The organism is Pseudomonas sp. AIG (assembly GCF_977020205.1).
On the sequence record NZ_CDROCK010000015.1, the window covers coordinates 48,048 to 61,092 of the forward strand.

Consider the following 13,045-nt stretch of genomic DNA (forward strand, 5'->3'; position numbering starts at 1 on the left):
TCCTACCCCAAGTCTGCGCATATGACTTCTGCTCATAACGGTCGGTTATGAAGCGACGGTTGGCTCGGGTTCACGCGTCAGGGTGATGCCTGACTGGACCAGGAGAAACTCGTTCTCGCTGACCTTGTTGACGCGATCGCCAATGGCCAGTTTGTAAATCGGCTCCGAGCCAGTGGAACCGTCTGCCGACGGGTTGGATTCCTGGAACTCATGCACGGAATAAACGCGGCCTTCCGCATCTCTTGCATGGAACTGACCGACGAGTACTGCTGCCATCTGCTTAGAACCTCTGGAGATAAAACGCTTGATTTGCGGCTTGGTAGACCGCCATCAAGGCCTGTAAGTTTTCCTACAGGAAAAAAATAATCAGCACGCGAGAATTTCCCCTTGTGTGCTGGTGGAATCGTCACCGGATCATCTATAACTACTGGCTCCTCCCACGGACCATCGAGAGTCTTCCATGAGCAATGTCTACAACGTCGCCGTAGTGGTCGGTAGCCTGCGCAAAGCATCGATCAATCGCAAGGTCGCCCAGGCACTGGCGGAGCTGGCCCCGGCCAACCTGAAGCTTGAGATTGTCGAAATTGGCGATCTGCCACTCTATAACGAAGACATCGACGGTGATTCACCGCCGGCAGCCTACAGCACTTTCCGGGAAAAAGTGGGTTCATCCGACGCGGTGCTGTTTGTCACGCCCGAGTACAACCGTTCAGTACCGGCACCGTTGAAGAATGCCATCGACGTCGGCTCGCGGCCTTATGGCAAGAGTGTCTGGAGTCGCAAGCCGGGCGCGGTAATCAGTGTGTCGCCGGGCGCGATTGGTGGTTTCGGGGCGAATCAGCATCTGCGCCAGTCGTTCGTGTTTCTCGATGTGCCATGCATGCAGCAGCCGGAAGCGTATCTGGGCGGCGCGGGTTCGGCGTTTGACGAGGCAGGCAAATTGAGCGAATCGGTGAAACCTTTTCTGCAGAGTTTTATCAATGCGTACGGACAATTCGTAGAGCAACACAAGAAGTAACTCCACCGAAATCCCTGGCACAACAGAGATCCTGTGGGAGCGAGCTTGCTCGCGAAGGGGCCGTCAGCCACACATCATGGGTGACTGACAGTCCGCCTTCGCGAGCAAGCTCGCTCCCACAGGTTTTAGTGTTTAGCTCTTCTACTTAATTTAAGGCTGTTGCGGATGCTCGCTGCGTCACTGATTTTCCTGCTGACCATTACCCTTGTCATCTGGCAACCCAAAGGCCTCGGCGTCGGCTGGAGCGCGACGCTTGGCGCCGTGCTCGCGCTGATCTTCGGCGTTGTGCACCTGAGCGATATCCCGCTGGTGTGGCAGATCATCTGGAACGCCACCGGCACCTTCGTCGCGTTGATCATCATCAGCCTGTTGCTCGACGAAGCCGGGTTTTTCAACTGGGCCGCGCTGCACGTGGCGCGCTGGGGGCGGGGCAGCGGGCGCAAGCTGTTTGCTTTTATGGTGCTGCTCGGCGCGCTGGTGTCGGCGCTGTTTGCCAACGACGGGGCGGCACTGATTCTCACGCCGATCGTGATTTCGATGCTGCTGGCGCTACGGTTTTCCCCGGCGGCGACCTTGGCCTTCGTCATGGGCGCAGGGTTTATCGCCGATACCGCGAGCCTGCCGCTGGTGGTGTCGAACCTGGTCAACATTGTCTCGGCGGACTTCTTTCACATCGGTTTTAACCGCTACGCAGCGGTGATGGTGCCGGTCAACTTCGTCAGCGTGGCGGCGACGCTGGGTATGTTGCTGTGGTTTTTTCGCCGCGACATTCCGGCGGCGTACGACCCAGAACAACTCGAACATCCAGAGACCGCGATCCACGACAAAGCCACGTTTTATGCCGGTTGGGCGGTGTTGGTGATCCTGCTGATCGGTTGCTTTGCACTGGAGCCGCTGGGTATTCCGATCAGCGCGATTTCCGCCGTGTGCGCCGCGCTGTTGCTGGGCATCGCCGCCCGTGGTCACAAGATCTCCACGCGCAAGGTGATGAAAGAAGCACCGTGGCAGATCGTGATTTTTTCGCTGGGCATGTACCTGGTGGTGTATGGCCTGCGCAATGCCGGGCTGACCGGGTATCTGGCCGGTTGGCTGGATGTCTTCGCCGGTCATGGCGTCTGGGGCGCGGCAATGGGCACCGGTGTGTTGACGGCGTTGCTGTCATCGATCATGAACAATTTGCCGACGGTGCTGATTGGTTTGCTGTCGATTGATGCCAGTCAGGCGAGCGGAGTGGTCAAGGAGGCGATGATTTACGCCAACGTGATTGGCAGTGATCTTGGGCCGAAGATCACGCCGATTGGCAGTCTGGCCACGTTGTTGTGGCTGCATGTGCTGGAGCGCAAGGGCATTCATATTGGCTGGGGGTATTACTTCAGGGTCGGGATTGTGCTGACGGTGCCGGTGTTGTTGGTGACGTTGGCGGCTTTGGCTTTGCGTTTATCCCTTTAAACCGAGTCGCCCCATTCGCGAGCAGGCTCGCTCCCACATTAGAATGCATTCCAAATGTGGGAGCGAGCTTGCTCGCGAAGGCGTCATATCAAACACCAACAAACTCAGGCCTGGCCGGGTACATTCGGCCAAAGGTCCGAGACCAGAAACAACCGCTCCGCCTCTTCCCATTCCCCCTGCGAATTCTCGGTCAGGCGCACCATCAGCTGCGCCGGGGCCAGCGGTTCGAGGTCTTCCAGCCACATCCGTAAATGCTCCAAAGTCCAGGTCTGATCCGCCGGGTAGTGCGCCGGCGCCAGCCAGGCATGGCGGGGCAGGGGTTGCCAGCGTCCCGCCGGACGTTGCGCGACGAACGCCGGCCAGTCCTTCTGATGCAACCAGCTACCACGCAAATGCTGCGGATGTGCGCCGCTCGGTGATTGAGCCTGTCCCGGCCACGGATACAGCAAATAACCACCCAGCCACAGCTGCGCACTGAACACCTCGATATCCAGCGCCGCCAGCACTTCGCGACTTTCCGCACGCGCCGAAATCGGCAACTGATGTTCAGCCAGATGAGCCAGTTTGCGGTCCAGCCGATCATGACAACCCGGCCCAAGCCACTGCGCCGCATCACGCCCATGGCCATTCTGCGGACCGAGATAAAGCTTGATCGCCAGCTCCAGGTGATGCACGCCGTCGCGGTCTCGCAGCAACATGTCCAGCTCGCCGAGGGTATGACCTTCGCGCCGGATCGGCAGGTTGGCGGCAATCAGTTCTATCCCTGGCGCATGCTGAACCGCAAATTGCCACAAGCGCTCGTAATACAAGCCCAGACGCCGCGTGCGCGCCTGCGACAACCAATGCAGCAGGCCATAACTGTCGTGGTCGAGCTGGCGCAACCAGTGTTCCAGGCGTTCCGGGTCATGCACCCAATCGCTGCCCGCCAGCGGATGACGCTGCGGCCATGGCGTGATGGCGAGCATCGGCGGGGCGAGGATCACCCACGCCAGATCGCGCACTTCCGGGTGGCGTAATTGGTGGGGCAGCTGCAGCAAGTCGGGAAATAGGATCATCTTGCGAGCATAGCCGTAAACACGAGCACACCCTTGAGGCTGAAAGGATTTTGTCTAACCGGCGCTTTCGCCCATAATCGGGTTTTTCGCGTTTTCGATTGTCCGCAGAGGTCCCATGGAGCAATTTCGTAATATCGGCATCATCGGTCGCCTGGGCAGTTCCCAGGTGCTGGATACCGTCCGCCGACTGAAACGGTTTCTGCTCGACCGGCACCTGCATGTGATCCTCGAAGACACCATCGCTGAAGTGCTGCCGGGCCACGGCCTGCAAACGTCGTCGCGCAAGATGCTCGGTGAAGTCTGCGACATGGTCATCGTCGTCGGCGGTGACGGCAGCCTGCTCGGCGCCGCGCGGGCGCTGGCCAAACACAATATTCCGGTGCTGGGGATCAACCGGGGCAGCCTCGGTTTCCTCACCGACATTCGCCCGGACGAACTGGAAGTCGAAGTTGCCAAGGTGCTCGACGGCCACTACCTGGTGGAAAACCGCTTCCTGCTGCAAGCCGAAGTGCGCCGGCATGCCGAGGCCATCGGTCAGGGCGATGCGCTCAACGATGTCGTGCTGCACCCGGGCAAATCGACGCGGATGATCGAGTTCGAGCTGTACATCGACGGCCAGTTCGTCTGCAGCCAGAAGGCCGACGGCCTGATCGTCGCGACGCCGACCGGTTCCACCGCGTACGCGCTGTCTGCCGGCGGACCGATCATGCATCCCAAGCTCGACGCCATTGTGATTGTGCCGATGTACCCCCATATGTTGTCGAGCCGGCCAATTGTGGTCGATGGCAACAGTGAGCTGAAAATCGTCGTGTCGAAAAACATGCAGATTTACCCGCAAGTCTCCTGTGACGGGCAGAACCATTTCACCTGCGCGCCGGGCGACACCATCACCGTCAGCAAAAAAGCGCAGAAACTGCGGCTGATTCATCCGCTCGACCACAACTACTATGAAGTCTGCCGCACCAAGCTCGGCTGGGGCAGCAAGCTGGGCGGTGGAGGCGACTGATGCTCGATCCCGCGCGCAGTTATGACCTGATTGGTGACGTGCACGGATGCGCCCTGACCCTCGAACACTTGCTTGACCGTCTCGGTTATCACAAGCAGGGCGGGGTCTGGCGGCATCCATCGCGCATGGCCGTGTTTGTCGGTGACATCATCGACCGTGGCCCGCGCATTCGCGAGGCGCTGCACATCGTCCACGACATGGTCGAGGCCGGTCAGGCCTTGTGCATCATGGGCAACCACGAGTTCAACGCACTGGGCTGGAGCACCCCGGCGCTACCGGGCAGCGGCAAACAGTTCGTCCGCGAACACACGCCGCGCCACGCGCGCCTTCTGCACGAGACCCTGACTCAATTCGAAGACCATCCCGGCGATTGGCACGATTTCCAGCGCTGGTTCTACGAATTGCCGTTGTTTGTCGATGCCGGGCGTTTCCGTGTCGTGCATGCCTGTTGGGATGCTGGCCTGATCGAGCCATTGCGCGCGCTGTTCCCCAATGGCTGCATTGATGAACACTTCCTGCAGGCCTCGGCGGTGCCGGACAGCTTCGCCTGTACCGTATTCGACCGCCTGCTGCGCGGCACCGACATGCGCCTGCCGGATGGTCTGACCATGACCAGCGGCGATGGCCTGGTGCGTTCGTTCTTCCGCACCAAGTTCTGGGAAGACGATCCGAAGACCTACGGCGATATCGTTTTCCAGCCGGATGCACTGCCGGAACCGGTGGCGCAGAAGCCGCTGACCTCCAGCGAAAAAAATAACCTGCTGCGTTACGGCGTTGACGAGCCATTGTTGTTCGTCGGCCACTACTGGCGCAGCGGCAAACCGGCGCCGATCCGCCCGAACCTCGCGTGTCTGGATTACAGCGCGGTGCTCTACGGCAAACTGGTCGCCTATCGTCTGGATCAGGAAACACGTCTGGATCCGCATAAATTTGTCTGGGTCGATGTCGAGCGGCCGGAGGTGCTGCAATGAGTGCGGTCGCGGTATTACGTCTGCCGTTGGCGGTGGACTTGAGCGGTTTCGTCAAACTGCTGCAACGCATGCAGGTGCCGCATCGCGTCAGCGAGGAGGCGGGCGAGCAAGTGTTGTGGGCACCGGCGGAAATCAGCGAAGACGTGCGCTCGCTGTACGAACGCTTCCCGGCGGGTGATCCCGATCAGCAAATGGACATCCCCGTCGCGCCGGCCTTGAAGCGCCCAAGCTTCACCGAGCAACTGAAATACGCCAAGGCCACCGGGTTCATCCTGTTGCTGTGCCTGATTGTCGGCGGGCTGACCTACCTCGGTGAGAACCTGCAGACCTTGCGCTGGCTGACCTTCCTCGATTTTCAGGTAGTCGGCGAATACATTCATTTCACGCCGTTGGCCGATAGCCTGGCGGCGGGGCAGTGGTGGCGTCTGGTCACGCCGATGCTGATCCACTTCGGCATCCTCCATCTGGCCATGAACGGCATGTGGTACTGGGAGCTTGGCCGGCGTATCGAGTCGCGTCAGGGCAGCATTAACCTGATTGGCCTGACGCTGTTGTTCAGCCTCGTTTCCAATTACGCGCAATTTGCCTGGAGCGGCGCGACCTTGTTTGGCGGCCTGTCCGGCGTGCTCTATGGTTTGCTCGGGCATTGCTGGATCTTCCAGCTGCTGGCACCGAACCCGGCCTATCGCCTGCCACGCGGCGTGCTGGTGATGATGCTGGTGTGGTTGCTGGTGTGCATGTCCGGGCTGATCTCGATGATCGGTTTCGGCGAAATCGCCAACGCCGCCCACGTCGGCGGGTTACTCATCGGATGCTTCACCGGTTTGTTGGGTGGTTTGTATAACCGCCGTAAACTGGCCGCCTGAAATTTTTTGTAGATAAAGAGCACGGAGACCCTGATGTCCTCTTTTAACGACATGATCAACAACATTACCCCGGACATCTACGAGAGCCTGAAGTTGGCCGTGGAAATTGGCAAATGGTCCGATGGCGGCAAACTCACCGCCGAACAGCGCGAGCTGTCATTGCAGGCGATGATCGCCTGGGAAATCCAGAACCTGCCTGAAGACCAGCGCACCGGTTACATGGGCCCGCAGGAATGTGCATCGAAGTCGATCGAAGTGCCGAACATCCTGTTCAAGTCGGATGCCATCCATTGATCGAGATTGGCCGCGGTGCAATCAGCAAAATGTCGGCGCGCCTGGACGGGCCGAATGTGCAATACGCGTTTCGTCTGGATGACGTCGAGGTGCCGGTCAACCCGTTGATCGGCACCACGGTGCGTCTGGAGTACCTGGGGGCGATCCACTGCACCCATTGTGGGCGTAAAACCAAGACCAGTTTCAGTCAGGGCTATTGCTACCCGTGCATGACCAAACTGGCGCAGTGCGACCTGTGCATCATGAGTCCGGAGCGCTGCCACTATGAGGCCGGCACCTGTCGCGATCCTGCGTGGGGCGAGCAGTTCTGCATGACCGATCATGTGGTTTACCTGTCCAACTCGTCGGGCATCAAGGTTGGCATCACCCGTGCAACGCAACTGCCGACCCGCTGGATCGATCAGGGCGCGTGTCAGGCCTTGCCGATCATGCGCGTTTCGACGCGGCAGCAGTCGGGCTTCGTCGAAGATTTGTTCCGCAGCCAAGTGGCCGACAAAACCAACTGGCGTGCATTGCTCAAGGGCGATGCGGTGGCGGTCGATCTGGCGCAGGTGCGTGACCAGTTATTTGAAAGCTGCGCCGAAGGCCTGCAAGGCCTGCAAGAGCGATTCGGCCTGCAGGCGATTCAGACCATTGCCGATGTCGAACCGCTGGAAATCCGCTATCCGGTCGAGCAATACCCGGCCAAAATCGTCAGCTTCAACCTGGACAAGAACCCGATTGCCGAAGGCACGCTGCTGGGGATCAAGGGCCAGTACCTGATCTTCGATACCGGCGTGATCAATATTCGCAAGTACACGGCTTATCAGCTCGCCGTGCATCAATAAGGACGCCAGCATGCGCACCGAACAACCGAAGATGATTTACCTGAAGGACTATCAGGCGCCCGAGTACCTGATCGACGAAACACACCTGACCTTCGAGTTGTTCGAGGATCACAGCCTGGTGCACGCGCAGCTGGTCATGCGCCGCAACCCGGCGCGTGGCCCGGGCCTGCCGCCGCTGGTACTCGATGGCCAGCAGCTGGAATTGCTCTCGGTGACACTGGCCGATCAAGAACTGTCTGACGGCGATTACCAGGTCACCGAAAACCATCTGACTCTGCAGCCGACCACGGAAACGTTCACAGTCGACACCAGCGTCAAGATTCACCCGGAAACCAACACCGCACTGGAAGGCCTGTACAAGTCCGGCACGATGTTCTGCACCCAGTGCGAGGCCGAAGGTTTCCGCAAGATCACCTATTACCTCGACCGCCCGGACGTGATGAGCAAATTCACCACCACCGTGGTCGCCGAACAGCACAGCTATCCGGTATTGCTCTCCAACGGCAACCCGATTGCCTCGGGCCCGGGCGAAGACGGCCGGCACTGGGCAACCTGGGAAGACCCGTTCATGAAGCCGGCGTACCTGTTCGCGCTGGTGGCCGGTGACTTGTGGTGCGTCGAAGACACCTTCACCACCATGACCAACCGCAACGTCGCGCTGCGCATTTACGTCGAGCCGGAAAACATCGACAAGTGCCAGCACGCGATGACCAGCCTGAAGAAGTCGATGCGCTGGGACGAAGAGGTCTACGGTCGCGAGTACGATCTGGACATCTTCATGATCGTCGCCGTCAACGACTTCAACATGGGCGCGATGGAGAACAAAGGCCTCAACATCTTCAACTCCAGCGCCGTACTGGCCCGCGCCGAAACCGCCACCGACGCCGCGCACCAGCGCGTTGAAGCGATCGTCGCTCACGAATACTTCCACAACTGGTCGGGCAACCGCGTGACCTGCCGCGACTGGTTCCAGCTGTCGCTGAAGGAAGGCTTCACCGTGTTCCGTGATTCCGGCTTCTCGGCCGACATGAACTCGGCCACGGTCAAGCGCATTCAGGATGTGGCGTACCTGCGTACCCACCAGTTCGCCGAAGACGCCGGCCCGATGGCTCATGCCGTGCGCCCGGACAGCTTCATCGAAATCTCCAACTTCTACACCCTGACCGTTTATGAGAAGGGTTCGGAAGTGGTCGGCATGATCCATACCTTGCTCGGCGCTGAAGGTTTCCGTAAGGGCAGCGATCTGTACTTCGAGCGTCACGACGGTCAAGCGGTCACCTGCGACGATTTCATCAAAGCGATGGAAGATGCCAACGGCGTCGACCTGACCCAGTTCAAACGCTGGTACAGCCAGGCCGGTACGCCGCGTCTGGCCGTGAGCGAGTCGTACGACGCCGCCGCGAAAACCTACAGCCTGACCTTCCGCCAGAGCTGCCCGGAAACCCCGGACAAAGTTGAAAAACTGCCGTTCGTGATCCCGGTCGAACTCGGCCTGCTCAACAGCAAAGGTAACGAAATTGCCTTGCGTCTGAGCGGCGAAGCATCGGCGCAAGGCACCACCCGGGTGATCTCGGTGACCGAAGCTGAACAGACTTTCACCTTCGTCGACATCGCTGAACAGCCGCTGCCTTCGCTGCTGCGCGGTTTCTCAGCGCCGGTGAAACTGAGTTTCCCGTACAACCGCGATCAACTGATGTTCCTGATGCAGCACGACAGCGACGGTTTCAATCGTTGGGATGCCGGCCAGCAACTGTCGGTGCAAGTGCTGCAAGAACTGATCGGCCAGCAGCAGAAGGGCGAGAGCCTGAAGCTTGATCCGCGTCTGGTCTCGGCACTGCGCACGGTGCTGTCGGATGAGTCGCTGGATCAGGCGATGGTCGCGGAAATGCTCTCGTTGCCGGGTGAGGCGTACCTCACTGAAATCAGCGAAGTGGCGGATGTCGATGCGATCCATATCGCCCGTGAGTTCGCGCGTCAGCAACTGGCGGAAGGTTTGTTCGAGGCATTGTGGCTGCGTTATCAGGCCAACCGTGATCTGTCGAAGAAAACCCCGTACGTCGCCGAAGCCGAGCATTTCGCTCGTCGTGCGCTGCAGAACATTGCGCTGTCGTACCTGATGCTCAGCGGCAAGCCGGAAGTCCTGGCGGCGGCGCTGGAGCAGTTCGAAAGCGCCGACAACATGACCGAGCGCCTGACCGCGCTGGCGGTGCTGGTCAACTCGCCGTTCGAAGAGCAGAAAGCCTTGGCGCTGGCCAGTTTCGCCGAGCACTTCAAGGACAACCCGCTGGTTATGGATCAGTGGTTCAGCGTGCAGGCCGGCAGCACTCTGCCGGGCGGTCTGGAACGCGTGAAGGCGCTGATGCAGCATCCGGCGTTCAACATCAAGAACCCGAACAAGGTGCGTGCACTGGTCGGTGCGTTTGCCGGGCAGAACCTGATCAACTTCCATGCGGCGGACGGTTCCGGTTATCGCTTCCTCGCGGATCTGGTGATCGAGCTGAACGGCTTCAACCCGCAGATCGCTTCGCGTCAACTGGCGCCGCTGACCCGCTGGCGCAAGTACGACGGCGCTCGTCAGGCGTTGATGAAGGCTGAGCTGGAGCGGATTCGGGCGTCGGGGCAGTTGTCGAGTGATGTGTATGAGGTGGTGAGCAAAAGTCTGGCTTGATGGTGTATTGGCGTCGGTGTTCCAGCGGTGGACCGGCCCTCACCCTAACCCTCTCCCAGAGGGAGAGGGGACTGACCGAGGTGTCTTTGCGCCATACGCCGACCTGAAAGTCCGGAGTCGAACTCAGATTCTGAAACAGATCAAAAGCCCCTCACCCTAGCCCTCTCCCAGTGGGAGGGGACTGACCGGGGTGGATGTTCGAGTTACACCGACGTGAAAGTCCGGAGTCGAACTCAGGTTTTGAACAGCATGAAGATCGGCTCCCTTTCCCCCTCGCCCCCCTGGGGGAGAGGGCTGGGGTGAGGGGGTAAGATGTAAGCCTCAACACAAAGCCCAAGCCATATACATAAAAAACGCCGCATTAATCAATGCGGCGTTTTTTTTTGACTGAAAGTTACTTCACGTCAAACCGGTCCAGGTTGGTGACCTTCGTCCAAGCCGCGACAAAGTCCTTAACAAACTGCTCCTTCGCATCCGAACTGGCATACACCTCAGCCAACGCCCTTAATTGCGCGTTGGAACCAAACACCAGATCCACCCGCGTCGCCGTCCACTTCACGCTACCGGTTTTACGGTCGCGTCCTTCGAACTCATCCGCATCCCGTGACGTTGGCTTCCACTCCACGCCCATGTCCAGCAGGTTGGTGAAGAAGTCGTTGGTCAGCGCTTCAGTTTGCGAAGTGAACACACCATGCCGGGTCTGCCCGACGTTGGTGTTCAACACCCGCAAACCACCGAGCAGCACAGTCATTTCCGGCGCCGTGAGGGTCAGCAGTTGCGCCTTGTCGATCAGCAGCGCCTCGGCTGAGACGGTGTATTTGCCCTTGCTGTAGTTACGGAAACCATCGGCAATCGGTTCGAGGAAGCCGAACGAGTCGACATCGGTTTGCTCTTGGCTGGCATCGGTACGTCCCGGGGTGAACGGCACCGTGACGGAGTGGCCGGCGTTTTTCGCCGCTTGCTCGACCCCGGCATTCCCCGCCAACACGATCAGGTCTGCCAGCGAAACTTTCTTGCCAGCGCCGCCGCCATTGAACTCGCCCTGAATGCCCTCAAGGGTTTGCAGCACGTTGGCCAGTTGCTCTGGCTGGTTGGCTTGCCAGAACTTCTGCGGTGCCAGACGCAGACGACCGCCGTTGGCGCCGCCACGTTTGTCCGAACCCCGGAACGTCGAGGCTGCAGCCCAAGCGGTCGAGACCAGTTGCGACACTGAAAGCCCTGATGCGAGGATTTTGCCTTTCAGCGCAGTCGCGTCGCCGTCGTCGATCAGCGGGTGAGCGACAGCGGGAAGCGGATCCTGCCACAACAGTTCTTCGTTCGGCAGTTCCGGGCCGAGGTAGCGCGACAACGGGCCCATGTCGCGGTGGATCAGTTTGTACCAGGCACGGGCGAAGGCGTCGGCCAATTGATCCGGGTTGGCGAGGAAGCGCCGCGAGATCTGCTCGTAAGCCGGGTCGAAACGCAGCGCCAGGTCGGAGGTGAGCATGGTCGGCGAAAGCTTTTTGCTCGGATCATGGGCGTGGGGAACGGTACCGGCACCCGCGCCGTTTTTCGGAATCCACTGATGCGCACCGGCCGGGCTTTTGGTCAATTCCCACTCGAAGCCGAACAAGTTCTCCAGGTAGTTGTTGCTCCACTTCGTCGGCGTGATGGTCCAGGTCACTTCGAGGCCGCTGGTGATGGTGTCGCCACCCTTGCCGGTGCCGAACGCGTTGCGCCAGCCGAGGCCTTGTTCTTCGAGGCCGGCCGCTTCCGGCTCAGGCCCGACGTTATCTGCAGGGCCGGCGCCGTGGGTTTTTCCGAAGGCGTGACCGCCCGCGATCAACGCCACGGTTTCTTCATCGTTCATGGCCATGCGGCCAAAGGTTTCGCGGATATCGTGGGCTGAAGCGACCGGATCCGGATTGCCTTCCGGACCTTCCGGGTTCACGTAAATCAGGCCCATCTGCACTGCAGCGAGGGGATTTTCCAGATTGCGTTCGCCCTGATCGGTGCGGCTCTCTTCCTTGCCATGCAAATCCGGCTCGGCGACCAGCGTGCCGTCACCGGGCTCCTGCATGGCGGACTTGTCTTTGCCATAGCGGCTGTCGCCACCCAGCCATTCGTGCTCGGAGCCCCAATAGACGTCTTCGTCCGGCTCCCACACATCGGGACGGCCGCCGGAGAAACCGAAGGTTTTGAAACCCATGGATTCCAGCGCAACGTTACCGGTGAGAACGATCAGGTCAGCCCAGGAAATGTTGCGGCCATATTTCTGTTTGATCGGCCACAGCAGGCGGCGGGCCTTGTCGAGGCTGACGTTGTCCGGCCAGCTGTTCAGTGGCGCAAAACGTTGTTGACCGGAACCGGCGCCACCACGGCCATCGGCGGTGCGATAGGTGCCGGCGCTGTGCCAGGCCATGCGGATGAAGAGGGGGCCGTAGTGGCCAAAGTCGGCCGGCCACCAGTCCTGGGAGTCGGTCATCAGCGCATTGAGGTCTTGTTTCAGGGCTTGAAAGTCGAGGCTCTTGAAGGCTTTGGCGTAGTCGAAGTCCTTGCCCAACGGATCGGACTTGGGCGAGTGCTGACTCAGGATTTTCAGGTTGAGTTGATTCGGCCACCAGTCACGGTTCGTCGTACCACCACCGGCGGCGTGGTTGAACGGGCATTTCGATTCGTTTGCCATGTTCGGGTCCTTATCAGGTCTGCTACGGCCGGCTCGTGCCGACTTCGGACTAGTAAGGCTAGACCCGACTTGGAGAGTCAGCTAATAGGCCGACTATTGGAGGCTGATAGGCAAAGTCTTTCAGCGTTTTTCGGAGCACTTCACGGATCAGCCGATAGCGGCTGCCTGCTTGAAACAGGCGTTGTTGAGCCTCTGCAAAAAAACAAAAAGTGAAAATCGGGATGAC

At 59.8% G+C, this 13,045-nt stretch carries 11 protein-coding genes; 8 read left to right on the forward strand and 3 right to left on the reverse strand.

The features are described from left to right. Positions 1–45 precede the first annotated feature (45 nt). Positions 46–276 carry a hypothetical protein gene (locus tag ACWR1S_RS11705; RefSeq protein WP_007910567.1) on the reverse strand — a complete coding sequence of 77 codons (231 nt, stop codon included), beginning with the start codon at positions 274–276 and terminating at the stop codon, positions 46–48. A 184-nt stretch (positions 277–460) separates the two neighbouring features. On the opposite strand from ACWR1S_RS11705, the gene ACWR1S_RS11710 reads away from it, so the two are divergent. Together ACWR1S_RS11710 and ACWR1S_RS11715 are read left to right on the forward strand one after the other, a co-directional pair. Then, positions 461–1,018, forward strand: a complete 558-nt coding sequence (locus ACWR1S_RS11710; RefSeq protein WP_454563589.1) for an NADPH-dependent FMN reductase — start codon at positions 461–463, stop codon at positions 1,016–1,018. Positions 1,019–1,183: 165 nt separating this feature from the next. Further along, complete coding sequence (locus ACWR1S_RS11715) at positions 1,184–2,467, forward strand: arsenic transporter (RefSeq protein WP_016987132.1); 1,284 nt, start codon at positions 1,184–1,186, stop codon at positions 2,465–2,467. Between the two features lie 104 nt (positions 2,468–2,571). Here ACWR1S_RS11715 and ACWR1S_RS11720 read toward each other — a convergent pair whose 3' ends face one another. After that, entirely contained in the window at positions 2,572–3,522 is a 951-nt protein-coding gene (locus tag ACWR1S_RS11720) for a DUF1853 family protein (RefSeq protein WP_454563590.1), read from the reverse strand. 115 nt (positions 3,523–3,637) lie between these two features. On the opposite strand from ACWR1S_RS11720, the gene ACWR1S_RS11725 reads away from it, so the two are divergent. Genes ACWR1S_RS11725 through pepN form a run of 6 tightly spaced genes read left to right on the forward strand, consistent with a single transcriptional unit; the run spans position 3,638 to position 10,154 of the window. Beyond that, the gene (locus tag ACWR1S_RS11725; RefSeq protein WP_003224174.1) at positions 3,638–4,528 is read left to right on the forward strand and encodes an NAD(+) kinase; all 891 of its coding nucleotides are present in this window, start codon (positions 3,638–3,640) and stop codon (positions 4,526–4,528) included. Then, positions 4,528–5,499 carry a metallophosphoesterase gene (locus ACWR1S_RS11730; protein WP_150650489.1) on the forward strand — a complete coding sequence of 324 codons (972 nt, stop codon included), beginning with the start codon at positions 4,528–4,530 and terminating at the stop codon, positions 5,497–5,499. Before ACWR1S_RS11725 ends, ACWR1S_RS11730 begins: the two co-directional genes overlap by 1 nt. Continuing rightward, the gene (locus ACWR1S_RS11735) at positions 5,496–6,365 is read left to right on the forward strand and encodes a rhomboid family intramembrane serine protease (RefSeq protein WP_454563591.1); all 870 of its coding nucleotides are present in this window, start codon (positions 5,496–5,498) and stop codon (positions 6,363–6,365) included. Before ACWR1S_RS11730 ends, ACWR1S_RS11735 begins: the two co-directional genes overlap by 4 nt. A gap of 33 nt (positions 6,366–6,398) precedes the next feature. Continuing rightward, the gene (locus ACWR1S_RS11740) at positions 6,399–6,659 is read left to right on the forward strand and encodes a YeaC family protein (RefSeq protein ID WP_007919229.1); all 261 of its coding nucleotides are present in this window, start codon (positions 6,399–6,401) and stop codon (positions 6,657–6,659) included. Beyond that, entirely contained in the window at positions 6,656–7,486 is an 831-nt protein-coding gene (locus ACWR1S_RS11745; protein ID WP_454563592.1) for a DUF2797 domain-containing protein, read from the forward strand. Before ACWR1S_RS11740 ends, ACWR1S_RS11745 begins: the two co-directional genes overlap by 4 nt. Positions 7,487–7,496: 10 nt before the next feature. Next, positions 7,497–10,154: an aminopeptidase N gene (gene pepN, locus ACWR1S_RS11750; protein WP_454563593.1), complete on the forward strand. Its 2,658-nt coding sequence runs from the start codon at positions 7,497–7,499 to the stop codon at positions 10,152–10,154. A gap of 394 nt (positions 10,155–10,548) precedes the next feature. Here the strand turns inward: pepN and katG are convergent, their stop codons facing one another. Next, positions 10,549–12,819 carry a catalase/peroxidase HPI gene (gene katG, locus ACWR1S_RS11755; RefSeq protein ID WP_454563594.1) on the reverse strand — a complete coding sequence of 757 codons (2,271 nt, stop codon included), beginning with the start codon at positions 12,817–12,819 and terminating at the stop codon, positions 10,549–10,551. Positions 12,820–13,045: the final 226 nt, after the last annotated feature.

Coding starts and splice junctions, on each gene's coding strand:
- ACWR1S_RS11705 (WP_007910567.1), bottom strand. CDS start 276: ATGGCAGCAGTACTCGTCGGTCAGTTCCATGCAAGAGATGCGGAAGGC.
- ACWR1S_RS11710 (WP_454563589.1), top strand. CDS start 461: ATGAGCAATGTCTACAACGTCGCCGTAGTGGTCGGTAGCCTGCGCAAA.
- ACWR1S_RS11715 (WP_016987132.1), top strand. CDS start 1,184: ATGCTCGCTGCGTCACTGATTTTCCTGCTGACCATTACCCTTGTCATC.
- ACWR1S_RS11720 (WP_454563590.1), bottom strand. CDS start 3,522: ATGATCCTATTTCCCGACTTGCTGCAGCTGCCCCACCAATTACGCCAC.
- ACWR1S_RS11725 (WP_003224174.1), top strand. CDS start 3,638: ATGGAGCAATTTCGTAATATCGGCATCATCGGTCGCCTGGGCAGTTCC.
- ACWR1S_RS11730 (WP_150650489.1), top strand. CDS start 4,528: ATGCTCGATCCCGCGCGCAGTTATGACCTGATTGGTGACGTGCACGGA.
- ACWR1S_RS11735 (WP_454563591.1), top strand. CDS start 5,496: ATGAGTGCGGTCGCGGTATTACGTCTGCCGTTGGCGGTGGACTTGAGC.
- ACWR1S_RS11740 (WP_007919229.1), top strand. CDS start 6,399: ATGTCCTCTTTTAACGACATGATCAACAACATTACCCCGGACATCTAC.
- pepN (WP_454563593.1), top strand. CDS start 7,497: ATGCGCACCGAACAACCGAAGATGATTTACCTGAAGGACTATCAGGCG.
- katG (WP_454563594.1), bottom strand. CDS start 12,819: ATGGCAAACGAATCGAAATGCCCGTTCAACCACGCCGCCGGTGGTGGT.